This window comes from uncultured Roseovarius sp., from assembly GCF_913054395.1.
Classification (GTDB): Bacteria; Pseudomonadota; Alphaproteobacteria; order Rhodobacterales; family Rhodobacteraceae; genus Roseovarius.
The window spans coordinates 1-18,349 of sequence record NZ_CAJXIP010000069.1; the positions used below are offsets into that span (position 1 = coordinate 1).

An 18,349-nucleotide genomic window follows, 5' to 3' on the forward strand; every position below is an offset into this window, starting at 1 on the left:
AAATCGCGAATTCAATGGAAGATGCCGGGATCACGGCCACCGGATGTCATCCGGGCGCCCCCGATTTTGGATTGATCGCCTCTGCATATGGGCTTGATTACAAGTGCACAGAGCCAACAGAACTGGCTGCTACGCTAGCGGAAATGCCGCCCCTCACAGGTCCAATGCTGCTTGAAATCGATATGAAAGCATGATGCATCCCAATCTCTCCATGCCGCTCTTATGACGCTCCGCAAGAGATGACGCCGTTCTACGGGGCGTCGGCAAACGGCGCTGACATCCTCTGTGTCGTGGTGTGGCGGTATCGTTGGGCATCGATCTCCTCTGCAGTCTCGCGGATCGCGGCCCCGCCAGGGTTTTCTGCACTGCCATGGAGGACGCTCATCGGCCTTTTGTGCCGCTTCCAGTCGATCCGCGGTAGGCAAGGAACACGTGGTCGTATTGGTATGCAAAGTCATCTATATTTTTATAGCATAGTTGTATAATAAGAGAGTGCAAAGCGATCATTCGCCTTGCAAGACCTGCGGTTTCAGAGAGTTTTGCAGATGAGAACCACTTCTATCACACAGCGCCTGGCGGATTTGGGCGGCGCGAAATGGGACCTGCATCTGGCAGCTCGCGATCGCAGCGAGGGCGGTGCAGATATCATTGAGATGACCATCGGTGAACCCGATGTCTCCCTGCCGGAACAACTGGCTGAACATGCGATTGCGGCACTCCGGGCCGGGAGAACGCAGTATTCCAACGGCCGTGGCGAAAACGATCTGCGTGACGCGCTGGCCGAGACATATACCCACCGCCGCGGGCGGGCGTTTGACCGGGACAATGTCCTTTGCTTTCCGGGGACCCAGACCGCGCTCTATGCCGTCTTGCAGGGCGTGGCCGAGGCAGGAGACGAAGTGCTCGTCGGGGATCCGCTCTATGCCACCTACGAAGGAGTGATCCGCTCCACCGGGGCCGACATGGTGCCCGTGCCACTCCGTGCCGAACACGGGTTCCGCATGCAGTCCAATGATCTCGCTGATCGCATCACCGCAAAAACACGGGCGATCCTGCTCAACACGCCCCATAATCCCACCGGTGCAATCCTGCGAAAACAGGAATTGGAGGCGATTGCCGCGCTCGCAATAGAGCACGATCTCTGGCTGATATCGGACGAAGTCTACGAGGATCTCGTCTTTGACGGGAATGAATTCATATCGCCTTTGTCCCTGCCCGAGGTGTCAGACAGGGTGATCGCTGTCTCCTCGATTTCAAAATCCCACGCTGCCCCCGGTATGCGGAGCGGGTGGGCTATTGGTCCAAAGCCGTTCATGGATGCGCTTCTGCCGGTATCTGAAACCATGCTGTTCGGGAATCAGCCGTTCATTGCCGACATGACTGCGGCGGCGATCAGAGCGGGGTCTCCGGTCGCTGCGGGAATGGTCGAACGCTACTCCGCACGCGCGGCCTGTCTTGCCGAACGGTTGCATGCGGAGACCAACCTGCGGGTACATCGTCCGGACGCTGGAATGTTTGCACTGGTCGACGTCAGCCCGCTCGGAACGGATTGCGATACCTTCGCCTGGGCTTTGCTGGAGCAGACCGGTGTTGCCGTCATGCCGGGATCGTCGTTCGGGAAACATATGAACGACTGGGTCCGCATCGCGCTGACCATCGACGATGGGCGGCCGACCGGCCTGCACGGTCACACTGGCGCCGCCGTCAATCGTCAGGTCCACAGCCTCGCGATTGCACAGCCGCAGAAGGGCGTCACAGGTCACGCGGCCTTCTGCCTTGCTTCCGCCGGTCAGGTGCTCGACCCCACCGAGCGACAGCATCTGGCTGCCGTATTCGGCGGTGGTGACATGGCCGACCGCCTCGCCGCCCGCACGCACGGTTGCGGCCTCGGCGCCAAGGTGGCGGTCAGTGTCGATCTTCACCTTGACGCCGCAATAGGAATAGATCGCCTCGGTCACCACGGTAACGAAGTCGGCGCCCTCCACCTCGCGGCTGACGATAAAGGGCGCGGGTTTGTAATCGGGATATGTGGTGCCCGCGCCGACGCCGCTTACAAAAAGGTCATCTCCGCCCATATCGCCATCCCAATCCGCATTGAGAAACGGGCGCACCTCGCCCCCGGCATGCAACCTGCGGTCCAGTATGGTTACGGGATCACAGCGGATGATCTTGCCGTCCTCATTGGCGTAACGATCACAGGCACCCACCTTGCCGGGCGCGATATAGCACATCACCGGGCAGGCATCGCAGCGGATCTTTTCGTCGCCTGAGCGCCGCTCGCTCATCCCTTTGCCTTTCGCATTGCCGCCAATACCCGATGCGGCAGCGCCGGAAGATCAGTGATCCGCGCGCCGGTGGCATGGCGGATCGCGTTCAGGATCGCGGGCGCGGTCGGGATCAACACATGCTCGCCCAGCCCCTTGGCACCCATCGGCCCCTCGGGGTCGGGCACCTCGACGAAAATCGAGTCGACGCGGGGCATATCGCCACTGGTCGGGATCAGGTAATCATGCAGGTTCTCGGTCCGGCCCGGAATGTACTCTTCCATCAGGGCAAGCCCGAGGCCCTGCGCCACCCCGCCTTCGACCTGACCCTCGGCCAGAAGCGGGTTGATGGTGCGACCAAGATCATGCGCGGCGGTGATCCGGGTCACCCTGACGGTGCCAAGCACGCTATCGACCGCGACCTCGGCAATCTGCGCGCCATAGCCGTAAACCGCATAGGGGGCGCCCTGACCGTTTTCGTCCAGCGGCGAGGTTGGCGGGTCATAGGTTTCCTCGGCCATCAGCACATAGCCATGAGCGCCCGGCACAAGATCGCCAAGGTCAATCCGCCGATCGGCCTTTCCGTCGCCAACCACAAGCGTATTCTCCGAGAGGGAAAGCCTTGCATCCGGGCCCATGTTGCTCAGGCTCAGGATCTGCGCGCGCAACGCCTGACCGGCAAGCCATGCCGCCTTGCCGGTCACAAAGGTCTGGCGCGAGGCGGATGTCTTGCCGCAATCAGGCGTCAGGGCGGTGTCCGGCCCGACAAGATCTAACACCGCCAGCGGCAGGCCCAGGGCATCGGCGCAAATCTGGGGGATCACCGTATTGGCGCCCTGTCCGATATCGGTCGCCCCCTGATGCAGCGACACCCGCCCCTCGGGCGTCAGGCCAAGCCGGATGGTCGAAGGATTGGCAAGCCCGGTATTGCCGCAACCATACCAACAGGACGCAACCCCGACGCCATGGCGCATCACGCCGCCCTTGGCATTGCCCTCTTCGGCGCGTTGCAGCGCCGCTTGCCACGGGTCGCGCAAGGCGTCCAGACAGGCGGATATTCCGACGCCCTGCAAAACCTGACCACAGACCGTGGCCTGTCCGTCCTGCAAGGCATTGAGGCGGCGAAAGGCCAGCCGGTCCATGCCGGTCTGTGCGGCCAGATCATCGTGAAGCACCTCTTGCAGGATCGCCGCCTGCGGCACGCCAAAGCCGCGAAACGCGCCTGAAATGGCACTGAAGGAATGGCGCGCGTTGGCCGAGGCAAGATAGGCAGGCACATAATACGGGCCAGAGGCATGCACCGGCACGCGCCCCGCCACCGTCGGGCCCCAGCTTGCATAGGCGCCGGTGTTGAATTCGCCGTCAAACTCCATCGCGGTGATGCGGCCCTCGTCATCCACCCCGATCCGCGCGTGCATTTTTGACGGATGCCGCTTGGTCGAGGTTGCCATAGATTCCGCCCGGCCAAGGACCATCCGCGCCGGACGCCCGGTCTTGAGCGTCACCAACCCGATCAGTGGCTGCACCGTAAGATCAAGTTTCGCGCCAAACCCGCCGCCTGCCGCCGCCGGGATGATCCGCACCCCTTCGGGCGGCAAGCCAAGAACACGGGCGGTGTCGTCGCGGTCCATGACCGGGGCCTGCGTACAGGCCTGAATGACAAGCTGCCCACCCTCAAGCCAGGCCACGCCGGCCTCGGGCTCGATATAGGCGTGCTCGATATAGGGCGTTGAAACCTCGGCCTCGGCGATATGGGCAGCAGCCGCAAACCCCGACGCCAGATCGCCACGTGCAACCCGCCCGCTTACCAAAAGGTTATCGGCGCGCGTTGCATGGACAAGCCTATCGTCGCGGGCCTGCCAGGTGACCGGAAAGCCCGTCAGGTCAAGCGCCTCGACAACAGAGGGATCCCCGGCGACAAGCGCGACCGCCTCGCCGCGCATGCGCACCCGGGCCTCGGCCAGCACCGGCTGATCGGCAAAGGCAGGCAGCACGCCAAAGCGGTTTTCTCCCGGAACATCGGCGGCGGTAAAGACCTGAACCTCGCCCGCCTGTGCCGCGCACCAGGCCTCGATATCGCCAAGGACAAATCCCATCGGCGCATCCGGCGCCCGCACCGCGCGCACCAGCAAGGCGCCGCCTGGCACGTGATCGGCACCGTAAATCTCGGTGCCCGCAACCTTTGGCCCGCCATCAAGGCGCTCGACCCGTGCGCCGACAGCATGGCCAGCGCCGGGCATCGGGGGTGGCGCGCCAACCGTCGCCACATCAAGAATGGCGTCGATGATCTTGGAATAGCCGGTGCAACGACAGAGTACCCCGCCAAGCGCCTCTTCGACCTCTGTGCGTGTCGGGGCCGCGACACGGGTCAAAAGCGCCTTGGCCGCAATCAGCATGCCCGGCGTACAAATTCCGCATTGCGCCGCGCCGTGGCGCAGAAACGCCCGTTGCAGCGCCGCCATATCAAGCCCCTCGACGGTGGTTACCGCGCGCCCCGTCGCCTGGGCGACGGGCGTCAGGCAGGCACAAACCGGCGCGCCGTCAATCAGCACCGTGCAGGCCCCGCAATCACCCGCATCACAGCCGACTTTGGTCCCGCGCAATCCAAGATCCTCACGCAGCACTTCCGAGAGGCGCCGCCCCGGAGCAACCGGCAAAGCAACCGATGTACCATTGACCGTCAGGTTCAGGCTGTCGAAAATCCGGTTCATGCAGCCACCTTACCGACGCCTGCCACCAGATCGTCCACCGCACGGCGAATGAGTTCGACCGCTGCCCCGGACCGATAGGTGGCCTCGGCGCGAATATCGTCAATCGGGGCAAGGTCGGGGACGATCAGCGTTGGCTCTATCCGCCCGACCAGCCCGGCATCGGCACGCGTGCCGATCAGGGCGGCCTCCTGACGGGGCAAACGCCGCGCCACCGCGCTACAGGCGCCAACCGCCAACGCGGCGGCGCTGACATGGCCATTCTCGACCTCAAGACGCGCGGCGACCATGGCAATCGAGATCACAAGATAGGTCCGCGCGCCCAGCTTGATGAACCGCGACCGCCCGCCGGTCTTTGCCTTGGGGATCAGGATCGCCGTGACCATCTCGCCGGGACGCAACGCGGTCTGGCGCACCCCGGTGATGAAATCGCCAAGGTGCACCTGCCGCGTGGCACCGAGGCTGGCAATCTCGACCTCGGCGTCCAGTGCCAGAAGACAGGGCACCCCATCGGCGGCGGGTGACGCGTTGCAGATATTGCCCGCCAGCGTGCCCGAGGTCTGGATCTGAACCGACCCGACCTCGCGCGCGGCATCGCGCAGCATGTCGAACCCGGCGGGCAGGTCGGCGCGCAGGATATCCGCCCAGGTGGTCGTCGCGCCAAGCCGGATATAATCGCCCTCGGGCGCAATCCCCCGAAGCGCCGCAATTGCCGTGATATCCAATACAGGACCGCACAGCGCCCGCGCGCCTGTTGCCGGGAAAAGGTCTGTACACCCCGCCGCGATGCACAGCCCCGGCCCGGCCAAAAGGCCAAGCGCCTCTTGCAGGGTCGTGGGGCGGTGATAGGGGCTCATATGTTCTCCGACATCAGGGACCGGCCGGACCGGCCTGATCGGAATGGTGCGGCAAGGCCCTCGCCCCTGTCAACACGACAGTTGCCGGATTCGCCCCAGGCGCTCTTTTAGGGATCTTCCATCACGGCAGGATCTTTGAGATAGGCGAGTGTTTCGGGGCACCGCCGGTTCTGAAAATACTTGCCAAGCACCCGGCCAAAAACCACATCCCCGCCCGCAGCCTCAAACAGCGTTGCACAGGACTGAAGCTTGAGCGAGTCAATGCCGCCAAGAACCCGCTCGGCGGTGACCGCCTCAAGACCCATCATCGCCTCGCATATTTCAACAAGACGGGGCCCAAGCACCGGATGCGCAAGATAGGCTTTGGCTTCGTCCAGGTCCTTGATGCTGTAGTGAATGGCAAATCGCGACCGTCCCAACCCGCGAATCTGCGGCAGGACGAACCATGCCCAATGGGTGCGCTTCCTGCCGTTGCGGATTTCGTTCAAAGGCTGCGGCCAGACCTGATCCTGGGCACGAACAAAACGCTCGTCGCTCGTCGCGTTATCGTCTTCTGGTTTCTCAAATGTCACTTCAATATCCCTGCCAGGTTCAAACTTTGGCCCTGCGCAAAATCCCACGCGATTTCGTGGCCGGTGTTCAGCAGGCTAACCCATGGCGCGCCACCTGTGCAATTCAGCAGCACGGCCAGTCACAAACCGGAAAGCGTGGATGCCTGCGGCGCGAGTATTTTGGGAAAGATGAAAATCTGACTGTGCCTTTCATCTTCCCATAAATACTCCGGGGTAAATTGGCCAACGGCCAAGAGGGGCAAGGCCCCCAACCCGCTATTCTCTGATCGCAAGCAGCGCCTTCAATCCGCTACGATAATCCGGGTAGATCAGATTGATGCCAAGTTCTGTCTTGATCCGATCATTGCGGACGCGCTTTGATTCCGCGTAAAAGCTGCGCGCCATCGGGCTCAGGTCCGCCGTCGTGAAATCCACCTCGGGCGGGAGCGGCAGGCCAAGGAGTTCGGCCGCATGGCCGATCACATCCTGTGGCGGGGCCGGGTCGTCGTCACAGAGGTTATAGACCGCGCCCGGATTGGGCCGGTCAATCGAGGCCTCAAGCACCTGCGCGATATCCTCGACGTGTATCCGGCTAAAGACCTGACCCGGTTTCACGATCCGCCGCGCGGTGCCTTGCCGGACCTTTTCAAACGGGCCGCGTCCGGGGCCATAGATGCCTGCCAGCCGGAAAATATGCAGCGGCAGGTCGGCTAGAGCGCGCCAGTCATCCTCGGCCTGAACGCGCAGATTCCCGCGCCGGGTGGAGGGAGTCAGCGGCGTCGCCTCATCCACCCACCCGCCCTGATGGTCGCCGTAAACGCCTGTGGTCGAAAGATATCCGGCCCAGTCGAGCCGGGGCGCCAGATCGGTGACCTGATCCCGATAGCGGTTCAGCACCGGGTCGCCGTCCGCGTCCGGTCCGGCGGAGATCAGCAGGTGAGTTGCCGCCTCGAAGGCCGCGCTCAGGTCGCCCTCTGGCCACAGAACCGGCGTGACGCCCTCTTTGTGAAAGGCGGCAAACCTGGCCTCATTGCGGGTGGTGCCGTAGACCGTCCACCCCTGCGGAACGAGCCGCGCCGCAAGGGCGCGCGCGCAATAGCCGTGACCAAAAGAAAGCAGTGTTTTTCCCATGGTCCCTACATGGCGCGCGTGATGCGATTTGGCAAGGTGGCGGGGTTTTGCCGGTGGCTTTGCCGCCCTCTGGCGCGTTGCCCTGAATGGGTGGCAGACTGGCGCGATTGCGACCCTGTTTCGGAGACCCCATGCATTGCTATTCCCGCCGTCTGGCGCTTGCGTTTTTTGCCTCTGCAGCTGTTGTCGGCTGTTCCCGCCAAAAGCGGTCCGGCGCGCGCCCTGCCGCGTCCGAGCCCCCGCTTTACCCCAATGAAACGCCGGAGTTGCGCCGGTTGATCAACACATACGCCGATCACTACGAGGTGCCGCGATCGTTGGTGCATCGGCTTGCGATCCGCGAAAGCACCCATCGCCCCGGCGCGCGCAACGGCCCCTATTATGGCCTGCTGCAAATCCTGCCGCAGACCGCACGCGGGATGGGGTTTCGCGGCACGCCCAACGATCTGTTGGATGCGGAGACCAACCTTAAATACGGCGTAAAATACCTGCGAGGGGCCTATATCGTGGCGGATGGCGACCCCGACGCAGCAATCATGTGGTATGCGCGTGGCTATTATTACGAGGCCAAGCGCCGGGGGCTTTTGGCGCAAACGGGTCTGCGCGCGGGCTAGCGGATCAGGCGGCGTAATCCGATCCTTCGGCGTCGAGAATCGCCTTTAGCTCGTCAAGATGCCGCTCGGCCTGTCCCGGATATTCTTCCAGTTCGCGCGCGGTTTTCTCGGCGATGTCATCAGGCAGCACCCGAAGCTTTTGCCCGGTCTGCAATGCGCGAATATAGGTTTCTGCGGCGCGTTCGAAATAATAGAGCCGGTTAAAGGTCTCGGCCACGCTATCGCCAATGATCATCACGCCATGGTTGCCCATGATCATGACCTTTTTCGCAGGATCCGTTAAAAGCCCGGCGCAACGCTCGCCCTCATCCTTGAACGCCAGACCGCCATAACCATCGTCGATCACATAGCGGTTAAAGAAGGTGGCACAGTTCTGGTCGATCGGGGGCAGGCGGCTGTCGGCCAGGCTGGCAAGCACCGTGGCGTGGATCGAATGCACATGCATGGCACAGCGCGCATGGGCGCAATGGCGATGCAACCCGCCATGCAGGCCCCATGCGGTCGGGTCGGGCGCGTCAGGACCGGTCAGCGTTTCAGGATCATTGGCATCGACGATTATAAGATCGCTGGCCTTGATCCGGGCAAAATGCATCTGGTTCGGGTTCATCAGGAACCGCGTGCCGTCATCGTTGATCGACAGGCTGAAATGATTGGCCACTGCCTCGTGCAGGTTAAGCCGCGCGGTCCAGCGAAAGGCCGCGGCAAGATCGACCCGCTCTTCCCAGTGGTCCATATTGGGGTGCAGCTTGGCAAGGCTCATCGGTCTCTCCGTTTGTTATCGGTTTGAAAAGGGGCGATCGCGGATCGACCGTGAGCGCAGCTTGATCAACGCCCGCGCACATGTCAACGTGCGGGCACCCCACCGCCATTTGGAACATCGCACATGACACAGGCAGAGCAGACCGGCACAGTCACCTCGCCAGAGGTGCCGGACCCCGAGGATTTCATTGATCCGCGCGCCGCGGTCGACCGCCTTGTCGCGCTTTATCAGACGGCGACGCAGTTCTTGTGCCATGAATTCGGCAAAGCGCTTGGTGGCGATATCCCCAGCGGGCGCATTCGCGCGTTTTACCCCGAGATAAGCTTTACCACCTCGACATTCGCCAAGATCGACAGTCGGCTGAGCTTTGGCCACGTCGCCAATCCGGGCACCTATGCCACGACGATCACCCGGCCCGACCTGTTTCGCAATTATCTTGAACAACAGATCGGGCTGTTGATCGAAAACCACGGCGTGCCGGTCTGTATCACCGTGTCGAACACACCGATGCCGGTGCATTTTGCCGTCGCCAACGATGCCAGCATCACCGTCCCCCAGGAAGGCGCCGCAGAATTCACCCTGCGCGATATGTTCGATGTGCCGGATCTGTCGACCACCAACGATCACATCGTCAATGGCACCCATAAGACCCTGCCGGGCGGGGCCGAACCGCTTGCGCCCTTTACCGCGCAGCGGGTGGATTATTCGCTGGCGCGGCTGTCGCATTACACCGCCACCGATCCCGAACACTTTCAGAACTATGTTCTGTTCACCAACTATCAGTTCTATGTTTCAGAATTCGAGGCCTATGCACGCATGATGCTGGCCGATCCCGACAGCGGATATTGCGCCTTCGTCAGCACCGGCAACGCCGAGATCACCACGCCCGACGGGGTTTTGCCGGTGGTCGAGCGATTGCCGCAGATGCCAACCTATCATCTCAAGCGGGCCAATGGATCGGGGATTACCCTGGTGAATATCGGGGTCGGACCGTCGAACGCCAAGACCGCGACCGATCACGTGGCCGTGCTGCGCCCGCATGCCTGGGTGATGGTGGGTCATTGCGCCGGCCTGCGCAATTCGCAGTCGCTTGGCGATTTCGTTCTGGCGCATGCCTACCTGCGCGAGGATCGCGTGCTTGACGCCGACCTGCCGGCCTGGGTGCCAATCCCGGCGCTGGCGGAAATCCAGATTGCCCTTGAACAGGCGGTGGCGCAGGAAACCGAGCTTGAGGGCTATGACCTCAAGCGCGTCATGCGCACGGGCACAGTGGCAAGCGTCGACAATCGCAACTGGGAATTGCGCGACCAATCCGGGCCGGTGCAGCGCCTGTCACAATCCCGCGCGATCGCGCTTGATATGGAAAGCGCCACCATCGCCGCCAACGGGTTTCGCTTTCGCGTACCCTATGGCACCCTGCTTTGCGTCAGCGACAAACCCCTTCAGGGCGAGCTGAAGCTGCCGGGAATGGCCAGCGCGTTCTACAAATCACAGGTGTCACGCCACCTTATGATAGGGATTCGGGCAATGGAATCCCTGCGCAAAATGCCGCTTGAACGCATCCATAGCCGCAAATTACGCAGCTTTGCGGAAACAGCCTTCCTCTGACCTTGCGAAAATCAGCACAAAATACGCTAAAAACGCTTGCTTTTGCCTACCAGTCATTGTGTTTGATCACATCATCGCGTTAAATCACGCGCATGAGGCCCATAGGTAGGGCAGTTGAAGGAGACCATAAAATGGCAAAACCGATGACCAAAACCCAACTCGTCGCTGCTCTGGCTGAGGAAATGGGAAGTGACAAGAAAACCGCCAGCGGCGCTCTGGATGCGGTGATCGCGATCATCACCAAAGAAGTATCCGCAGGTGGCGCCGTGACCCTTCCGGGTGTTGGCAAGATCTATTGCCGCGAGCGCCCCGAGCGTATGGTGCGCAATCCTGCCACCGGTGAACAGATGAAAAAAGAGGCCGACAAGGTTGTGAAAATGACCATCGCAAAAGCGCTCAAGGACAGCGTGAACGGCTAAAGCCTGCTTGCATCTGGTACGAGTTTCATAAAAGGGTCGCCCAGGGGCGGCCCTTTTCATTGACGGAGTAAACCGGTGGATATTCGTGCGGTCATCATGGGGCTTGCTTTTGCCCTTATGTGGTCCAGCGCCTTTACGTCGGCGCGCATCATCGTGGCCGCCGCACCGCCGCTGACCGCACTTGGCTTTCGGTTTTTCATCTCTGGCCTCATCGGGGTCACGATTGCTCTGGCCCTTGGCCAGACCTGGCGCCTGACGCGCGCGCAATGGCGCGCGACAATCGTGTTCGGGATCTGTCAGAACGCGCTTTATCTTGGTCTCAATTTCGTGGCGATGCAGACCATCGAGGCCTCGCTTGCCGCGATCATTGCCTCGACCGTGCCGCTATTGGTCGGACTGCTCAGCTGGGCATTCCTTGGTGAGCGGCTTGGCAAGGTCGGCATTTTCGGGCTTTTTGCCGGGCTGACCGGGGTGGTGATCATCATGGGCGCACGGTTTCAGGGGGGGATGGACCTTTACGGTGTCGGCCTCTGTGCGATTGCGGTCTTTGCCCTGGCCTTTGCCACCTTGTCGGTCCGGGGGGCCGCCTCGGGCGGGAACTTCATGATGGTTGTCGGGCTTCAGATGATCGTCGGTTCGGTTCTGGTCGGCATTGTCGGCCTTGCGACCGAACCCTTTGTCGTCGAATGGAGCCTGCGGCTTTTGCTGGCCTTCCTTTACACCACCTTAATCCCCGGCCTTGCCGCAACGCTGGTCTGGTTCCTGCTGGTCGAGCGGATCGGCGCGACCCGCGCCGCTACCTTCCATTTCCTAAACCCGTTTTTCGGAGTCGCCATCGCGGCCATGCTGCTCAACGAAGCGCTGCGGCTTGGCGATCTGATCGGCGTTCTGGTGATCATGGGCGGCATTCTTGCGGTACAGCTTTCGCGGCAAAAGCGTTTGCCACAAATGCAGATTGGGGGCCAGCCCCCAAGCCCCCGGGATATTTAAAGCAAGAAGAAACGACGTTCGGCTCAGCCGATCCTGCCGCGCGGCCCGTCGCCGACCTGCCCCCGGTGCAAGAGCAGGTGATCGAGCAGCACACAGGCCATCATCGCCTCGGCCACGGGAACCGCGCGAATGCCGACGCAGGGGTCATGCCGCCCCTTGGTCACCACCTCGATCGGCGTACCGTCGATGCGGATCGAGCGGCGCGGGCTGAGGATCGACGAGGTCGGCTTGACCGCGAAGCGCACAACCACCTCTTGCCCCGTCGAGATGCCGCCAAGGATGCCGCCGGCGTGATTTGATCCATACTCTGGTCCGTTCTCGCCCATGAAAATCTCATCGGCGTTATCGGTTCCGGTCAGGCGCGCGGCTGCCATGCCCTCGCCGATCTCGACGCCCTTGACGGCGTTGATCGACATCATCGCCGCGGCCAGATCGGTATCGAGCTTGCCATAGATCGGGGCGCCAAGCCCGGCGGGAACACCACGTGCGACGACCTCGACCACGGCGCCGACCGAATTGTGCGCGCGGCGCAGCTTTTGCAGATATGCCTCCCATTCGGGAGCGGCATCGGCTTCGGGAATCCAGAAATCGTTACCGTCAATCGCGTCCCAGTCAAAGCGGGTACGATCGATTTCCATCTCGCCCATGGCGACCATATAACCCTTGATCTCAAGCCCCGGCACCAGCGCCGCAAGGGCGGCACGTGCCACACCACCAGCAGCAACGCGGGCCGCGGTTTCACGCGCCGAACTGCGCCCGCCGCCGCGCGGGTCGCGCAGGCCGTATTTCTGATGATAGGTGATATCGGCATGACCGGGGCGGAAGGTCTGGAGGATATCACCGTAATCCTTCGAGCGCTGGTCGGTGTTCTCGATCATCAGCTGGATCGGCGTGCCGGTGGTCTGCCCCTCGTACATGCCCGAAAGAATGCGCACGGCATCGGGCTCATTGCGCTGTGTGGTGTTCTTGTTCTGGCCGGGGCGCCGCTTGTCGAGCCACTGCTGCAACATCGCCTCGTCCAGGGCAATTCCCGGCGGGCAACCGTCGACGGTGGCGCCAAGGGCGGGCCCATGGCTTTCACCCCAGGTGGTGAAACGAAACAGATGACCGAATGTGTTCAGGCTCATGGGCGTTGCTCCTTATAGGTGCCCATCTAGCCCCGCGCGACCGGCGCCTCAAGCTATTTTGGCGCGATTCCGCAGCGAACGGGCCATTGGCCGGGGTAAGCCGCGCTGGCGCAGTTCAGAGATCGGCGTATCTGGCAACGATCCCGGCGGCCTGATCCGGCGAGAGGACCGGCGGCAGAAGGGTAAGAACCTTGCCCGCCCCGTCCAGCAGGTAGATATGGCTGCCATGGGCGTAGATCGGGCCATGCCTTGGGTCATCCATGATCCTGGTAAACCTGATCTGGAACGCCCGATAGGCCACGGCAAGCGCCTCGGGGGTGCCGGTCAGGCCGACAAAGTCATCGGAAATCCCGGCCAGCGCCGGGCCCATGCTGGCCACCGTATCAAGCTCTGGATCAATGGTGATCAAAACCGGGCTGACCGCGATATCGCGCGCCGCAAGCAGGTCGGTGACCTCGGCCATCATCGGCAAGGCTGTGCTACAGATACCCGGACAATTGGCGTAACCGAAGAACAGCAGTTGCATCTTGCCATCTGGTTCGACTTGGGTCCGCGTGCCACCAGTGTGATCCACAAGGGCAAACGGCCCGCCAATATCCCAGGGCAGCGGCGTGACCGCCGCGTTCTGTTCAGGAATGGCAGGCGCGGCATGGGTTTCGGTGCCATGCGCCAGCACACCGCTTGCACCGCCACAAAGCAGGGCGACGCACAAGAGGCGGACAAACCTCATTCGAACCACTCTTTGATGAACGGCTTTTCCGCCTCGGGACCAATGCCGGTATAGCCATGCGCGGCAATCTCGGCCCTGATGCGGGGATCGCGACGGAACCACGGGCCTTTGCCCTTGGCCTCGGGGTTGGCCTTGGCCCATTCCCCGGTAAAGCGGTTGGCGGCGGTCCATTCGGGATCGCCAAGATTGCGGATTTTCTGAACGAGGTAGATATGCTTTGCGCCAAGATCGGGATCGGTGATCAGCAACCCGTCAACCTCGACCTCCTTGCCGCAGAACGGCGCCAGTTCCACCACCGCACCGCTAAAGGCGGGCTGCGCGTTCTTGTTGGGAAAGACCAGCACATCATCGGCCTTGCGCAACAGGCCAAGCTGGCGCGTTCCGCCACCGCAATCAGAGGCGCAATCGCCGGTGATCTCGCAGAGGATATCAACGACTTTTGCCTCGAAGCGGGCCGGGGATTCACCGTAAAGGTTCCAGCTTTTGGCTTCGGAGCCTTCCGCGAAATCCTGTGCCATTACGGGCGGGGCCATCAGGGCCAGTATGATCATCAACTGTTTCATCTGATTACGCCTCACTTTGTCGGATCGGGGATGGCAAAGCCGGGAATCGGGCCGTAATCCTCGTGGTTGAGGTTGGTGATGCCGTGGTCGGTCACCACCTTTTCCACCACGAGATAATTCAAGCCATCACGACGATAGAACATGCCATCGGCGGTTATCTCGTGGCTGGCCAGTTTGAGTTGCGTGTCACCACCGGCAGAATTTGCATCGCCCTCGATCTTGAGGACCATGTAAACCGTGCCGTCCTCGGCCAGGAGGCCGACCGGTATCCCCCCCGCCGAGCACCAGAGCGCACAGGTGTGATGCGCGCTGCCGACCACGGCATCCGGGCCGCCCATCACGCCGGAATAATAACACCAGGTGTCGATGATCTCGCCTTTGACCTGAATGCGCTCGCCTCCTGCGGCCTGCGCAGCAGTCGCCCCGAGCATCATCAAAAGCGCCGAAATGGCCATTTTCCACATGGCAAGCCCCCTTTGAACGAAACTTCGATCAAGGAAAGTATCCCACCCGTCAGGGCATATGGCCAATCACTTTCTGGATGGGTCCGGTTTAGCTCACCTCGGCACGCAGCGCCTGCATCCGTGTGGTGAGGAGTTTGCGCGATGTCTCGTCCTTGAGCTTGCCGTTCTCGTCAAAGGCATTCATCGCCCCGGCAATAAGAACAGCGGTGCCCGGCAATAGCCGCGCCTGAAGCTGGGTGAGACAGGACAGCGTCATGAATTGCGCCGTCTCGCCGCCGGTGCGCCCGGCCGCCGCCGATACAACGACGGTCGGCTTGTCCTTGAATGCCGCGCCCTCGACCCGGCTGATCCAATCGAGCGCGTTTTTCAGAACGCCGGTGATGCCCTTGTTGTATTCAGGCGCCGAAATCACCACGGCGTCGGCGTCCTTGATCTGTTGGGCAAGGGTCTGGACCGCTTCGGGCACGCCGCTGGCCGCCTCAAGATCTCCGTCGTAAAGCGACAGGGCAAGATCGCCCTCGATCACCTCTGCCGGGCCGAACGCCTCGGCCGCCTCGGCCAGAAGCATCCGGTTGTAAGAGCCTTTGCGCAGCGATCCAGAAATTGTCACGAGTTTGAGGTTGGCCATCGGGTGTCCTTTCCGCCTTGGTCACGTCTTGTGACGTAAACTGGGGCGATGCGGGGGCCAAGGCAACTGCGCCCCGTCGCACAGCCGCTGTGCATCGAACGCGCGCGGCTTCAAACTGTTGCCGCAGAACAACAAAAGCCCCGAGACGCGCGGGGCGTTCGGGGCAAAGTTGGCCATAATTGGCAGGGAGGAAAATCTTACCAGTCGTTGGGGCCCTTGTCGGCAAAGGAATGGACCAGGAAATCAATGAAAGCGCGCACCTTGGGCTGGGTAAAACGGCCCGGCGGATAGACCGCGTAAATGCCCTGGGTTTCGGTCGGTAGGTCCGGCATCGCATCCTGAACCATCCCCTGTGCCATAGCCTTGGCAAAAAGAAAGCTGGGCAGATAGGCGATGCCAAGCCCGGAAATCGCAGCATTCAGCAGAGATTGGCCGTCATTTACCGAAAGCCCGCCCGCTGTGCGTACCTGACGCTTTTCACCCGAGGGCGCGGTCAGTTTCCAGACGGCACCGCCTGCCTGGCTTGAATAATGCAAAAGCTTGTGTTCGTTCAGATCGTCGATCTTCTGGGGTTGCCCGTATTTCTCAAGGTAAGCCGGGCTTGCGATCATCCGCTTTGAGGTCTCGGTCAGCTTACGCGCCCGAAGCGTGCTGTCTTCCAGCTCGCCAATCCGGATCGCCATGTCAAAGCCCTCTGAAATAAGCTCTACATAGCGGTTATTGAGGACCATATTGACGGTGATGTCGGGGAATTCATCAAGGAAACTGCCCAGAACGGGGCTTAGATGATTGACCCCGAAATCGGTTGCCACCGAAATCCGCAACAGGCCTGATGGATCAGATTGCATGGAGCTGACCAAGGCGTCGGCCTCGCCGGCATCGTTCAGCACCCGAAGCGCCCGGTCGTAATAGGCAAGGCCAATCTCCGTCGGGCTGACACGGCGGGTCGTGCGGTTCAAAAGCCGCGCGCCAAGCCGGGCCTCAAGCGAGGACACGTGCTTGGACACTGCCGATTTCGAAATGCCCATCTTGCGGGCCGCATCCGTAAACCCGCCTTGGTCCACCACCGTGGCAAAGGCCTCCATTTCCGTCAGGCGATCCATACTTGCTACCTCTAAATTGCGTCTCCGGATCGTTTTGACCGCGAATTCGGGCACAACTGGGGCATCGGCCAGACAATATCTGGGTTTTGTCTGGATCGTTCATCGGGTGGAAACAGGGAAACAATGCGCCGAAGGGGGATACTCCTTCAATCGCGCCATTTGTGTTAGACTGAATCAAGGAGGATTACCCATGAAACGGATTCTATCCCTGACCGCCGCCGCCTTTACGATTGTGGCCGCGTCCGCGCTTGCGGGCGACACCCCGGCACCCGAGGGTGCAGAGGTCTACTTCATCAACCTTGCCGATGGCGACACCGTAAGTGCCCCGGTCAAAGTGAGCTTTGGCCTAACCGGCATGGGGGTGGCCCCGGCAGGCACCGAAAAGGACAAGACCGGCCACCATCACCTGCTGATTGATCGCCCGCCCTTGGGTGAAGGCCCGGATGGTGCCGAAGAGCTAAACCAAGGCATCCCGGCCGATGATCATCACAAGCATTTCGGAGGTGGTCAGACCGAGGTCATGCTTGATCTGGCACCGGGACAACACAGGCTGCAACTTGTCATGGGCGACATGAACCATGTGCCGCATGACCCGCCTGTGGCCTCGGAAGTGATCACCATAACGGTGGAGTAACGCCCGCCGTCAGAGCGCCGCCGCCAGCCTTGTGCCCTGATCAATCGCGCGCTTGGCGTCAAGTTCGGCAGCAACATCGGCGCCGCCGATCACATGCACGGCCACGCCTGCCGCCTCCAGCGTATCGGCCAGACTGCGCTCGCTGAGCTGGCCTGCGCAGAGAACAATCGTATCCGCCTCGATCAGGGTCGGCTTTTCGCGCGCCTCGCCAAAGCTAATGTGCAGGCCCGCCTCGTCGATCCCCTCGTAATTGACCCCGCCCAGCATCTTGACGTCTTTCATCCGCAACGCCGCGCGGTGAATCCAGCCGGTGGTCTTGCCAAGACGCTTGCCAGGCCGCTCTGCCTTGCGCTGAAGCAATGTCACCTCGCGCGCCGGGGGCGTGGGCTGCGGGCCTTGCGGGGCGAGGCCGCCGCGGGTCTCGGAGGGATCGCCGACCCCCCATTCGCTGCGCCATAGGGTCAGATCCTCGGTCGGGCTATGGCCCTCGTGGACCAGAAACTCTGCCACGTCAAAACCGATCCCCCCGGCGCCGATCACGGCCACCCGGCGACCGACCGGCGCCTTGTCGCGCAGCACGTCGATATAAGAAAGCACGTTCGCCGCATCCTCACCGGGAATGCCGGGATCGCGCGGGATAACGCCGGTGGCGATGATCACCTCGTCAAACCCCACAAGATCATGGGCACTTACCGCCTGTCCCAGACGCAGGGTTACACCCGCCTCGGCGACCATGGTTTCAAACCACGCGACCAGGCCGTGAAATTCTTCCTTGCCCGGAATGACACGGGCCATGTTAAGCTGTCCGCCGATCCTGTCGGCGCGATCAAACAGCGTTACATTGTGCCCGCGCTGCGCCGCCGTGATCGCCGTCGACAGCCCGGCAGGCCCAGCCCCGACAATAGCAATGGTTTTCACCTTATCCGCCGGTTCGATCAAAAGTTCGGTTTCAAAACAGGCGCGCGGATTCACCAGACAAGAGCTGATCTTGCCACTGAAGGTGTGATCAAGACAGGCCTGATTGCAGGCGATACAGGGCGCGATGGTCGCGGCCCGCCCCGCCGCCGCCTTGGCCACGAAATCGGGATCGGCCAAGAACGGGCGCGCCATGCTGACCATATCGGCGGCGCCCTGTGCGAGGATATCCTCGCCCACCTCGGGGGTGTTGATACGGTTCGAGGTGATCACCGGGATACCA

17 protein-coding genes and 3 pseudogenes are annotated in these 18,349 nt (G+C 61.8%); 7 read left to right on the forward strand and 13 right to left on the reverse strand.

The window, feature by feature from the left end:
- Positions 1-194, forward strand: a pseudogene (locus QZ522_RS10860) (hypothetical protein); the annotation flags it as partial.
- 351 nt (positions 195-545) lie between these two features.
- Positions 546-1,664 (forward strand): annotated as a pseudogene (locus tag QZ522_RS10865) (pyridoxal phosphate-dependent aminotransferase); the annotation flags it as partial.
- Here QZ522_RS10865 and QZ522_RS10870 read toward each other — a convergent pair.
- From QZ522_RS10870 to QZ522_RS10890, 5 genes and pseudogenes are all read right to left on the reverse strand, one after another.
- Positions 1,653-2,285, reverse strand: a pseudogene (locus tag QZ522_RS10870) (6-hydroxynicotinate reductase); the annotation flags it as partial. The pseudogenes QZ522_RS10865 and QZ522_RS10870 sit on opposite strands and share 12 nt — an antisense overlap.
- Positions 2,282-4,975 (reverse strand): molybdopterin cofactor-binding domain-containing protein, encoded by a 2,694-nt coding sequence (locus tag QZ522_RS10875; RefSeq protein ID WP_294611032.1) that lies wholly within the window; start codon positions 4,973-4,975, stop codon positions 2,282-2,284. The pseudogene QZ522_RS10870 and the gene QZ522_RS10875, both read right to left, overlap by 4 nt.
- Entirely contained in the window at positions 4,972-5,829 is an 858-nt protein-coding gene (locus QZ522_RS10880) for an FAD binding domain-containing protein (RefSeq protein ID WP_294611035.1), read from the reverse strand. The genes QZ522_RS10875 and QZ522_RS10880 overlap by 4 nt, the downstream gene beginning before the upstream one ends.
- 107 nt (positions 5,830-5,936) lie before the next feature.
- Positions 5,937-6,401 carry a DUF1810 domain-containing protein gene (locus tag QZ522_RS10885; RefSeq protein WP_294611038.1) on the reverse strand — a complete coding sequence of 155 codons (465 nt, stop codon included), beginning with the start codon at positions 6,399-6,401 and terminating at the stop codon, positions 5,937-5,939.
- A gap of 255 nt (positions 6,402-6,656) precedes the next feature.
- The gene (locus QZ522_RS10890; protein ID WP_294611041.1) at positions 6,657-7,511 is read right to left on the reverse strand and encodes an SDR family oxidoreductase; all 855 of its coding nucleotides are present in this window, start codon (positions 7,509-7,511) and stop codon (positions 6,657-6,659) included.
- 131 nt (positions 7,512-7,642) lie between these two features.
- Here QZ522_RS10890 and QZ522_RS10895 point away from each other — a divergent pair, with 131 nt between their 5' ends.
- Positions 7,643-8,125 (forward strand): lytic transglycosylase domain-containing protein, encoded by a 483-nt coding sequence (locus QZ522_RS10895; protein WP_294611044.1) that lies wholly within the window; start codon positions 7,643-7,645, stop codon positions 8,123-8,125.
- A 4-nt stretch (positions 8,126-8,129) separates the two neighbouring features.
- Here QZ522_RS10895 and QZ522_RS10900 read toward each other — a convergent pair whose 3' ends face one another.
- Complete coding sequence (locus tag QZ522_RS10900) at positions 8,130-8,885, reverse strand: class II aldolase and adducin N-terminal domain-containing protein (RefSeq protein WP_294611047.1); 756 nt, start codon at positions 8,883-8,885, stop codon at positions 8,130-8,132.
- Positions 8,886-9,008: 123 nt separating this feature from the next.
- On the opposite strand from QZ522_RS10900, the gene QZ522_RS10905 reads away from it, so the two are divergent.
- From QZ522_RS10905 to QZ522_RS10915, 3 genes are all read left to right on the forward strand, one after another.
- Entirely contained in the window at positions 9,009-10,493 is a 1,485-nt protein-coding gene (locus QZ522_RS10905) for an AMP nucleosidase (protein WP_294611050.1), read from the forward strand.
- Between the two features lie 131 nt (positions 10,494-10,624).
- Positions 10,625-10,912 (forward strand): HU family DNA-binding protein, encoded by a 288-nt coding sequence (locus tag QZ522_RS10910; RefSeq protein WP_294611053.1) that lies wholly within the window; start codon positions 10,625-10,627, stop codon positions 10,910-10,912.
- 75 nt (positions 10,913-10,987) lie between these two features.
- Positions 10,988-11,902, forward strand: coding sequence for a DMT family transporter (locus QZ522_RS10915; RefSeq protein ID WP_294611056.1), 915 nt, complete (start codon positions 10,988-10,990; stop codon positions 11,900-11,902).
- A 23-nt stretch (positions 11,903-11,925) separates the two neighbouring features.
- Here QZ522_RS10915 and aroC read toward each other — a convergent pair whose 3' ends face one another.
- The 6 genes from aroC to QZ522_RS10945 form a co-directional block, all read right to left on the reverse strand.
- Complete coding sequence (gene aroC, locus QZ522_RS10920) at positions 11,926-13,029, reverse strand: chorismate synthase (protein WP_294611059.1); 1,104 nt, start codon at positions 13,027-13,029, stop codon at positions 11,926-11,928.
- Between the two features lie 115 nt (positions 13,030-13,144).
- Complete coding sequence (locus QZ522_RS10925) at positions 13,145-13,759, reverse strand: SCO family protein (RefSeq protein ID WP_294611062.1); 615 nt, start codon at positions 13,757-13,759, stop codon at positions 13,145-13,147.
- Positions 13,756-14,322: a hypothetical protein gene (locus QZ522_RS10930; protein ID WP_294611064.1), complete on the reverse strand. Its 567-nt coding sequence runs from the start codon at positions 14,320-14,322 to the stop codon at positions 13,756-13,758. The genes QZ522_RS10925 and QZ522_RS10930 overlap by 4 nt, the downstream gene beginning before the upstream one ends.
- An 11-nt stretch (positions 14,323-14,333) precedes the next feature.
- Positions 14,334-14,786: a hypothetical protein gene (locus QZ522_RS10935; protein ID WP_294611067.1), complete on the reverse strand. Its 453-nt coding sequence runs from the start codon at positions 14,784-14,786 to the stop codon at positions 14,334-14,336.
- A gap of 88 nt (positions 14,787-14,874) precedes the next feature.
- Entirely contained in the window at positions 14,875-15,414 is a 540-nt protein-coding gene (locus QZ522_RS10940; RefSeq protein WP_294611070.1) for an NADPH-dependent FMN reductase, read from the reverse strand.
- 197 nt (positions 15,415-15,611) lie between these two features.
- Positions 15,612-16,517 carry a LysR family transcriptional regulator gene (locus QZ522_RS10945; protein WP_294611072.1) on the reverse strand — a complete coding sequence of 302 codons (906 nt, stop codon included), beginning with the start codon at positions 16,515-16,517 and terminating at the stop codon, positions 15,612-15,614.
- A gap of 190 nt (positions 16,518-16,707) precedes the next feature.
- On the opposite strand from QZ522_RS10945, the gene QZ522_RS10950 reads away from it, so the two are divergent.
- Positions 16,708-17,151, forward strand: coding sequence for a DUF4399 domain-containing protein (locus QZ522_RS10950; RefSeq protein WP_294611074.1), 444 nt, complete (start codon positions 16,708-16,710; stop codon positions 17,149-17,151).
- 9 nt (positions 17,152-17,160) lie between these two features.
- Here the strand turns inward: QZ522_RS10950 and QZ522_RS10955 are convergent.
- The coding region (locus QZ522_RS10955) for an FAD-dependent oxidoreductase (RefSeq protein ID WP_294611077.1) at positions 17,161-18,349 on the reverse strand (1,189 nt) is incomplete at its 5' end.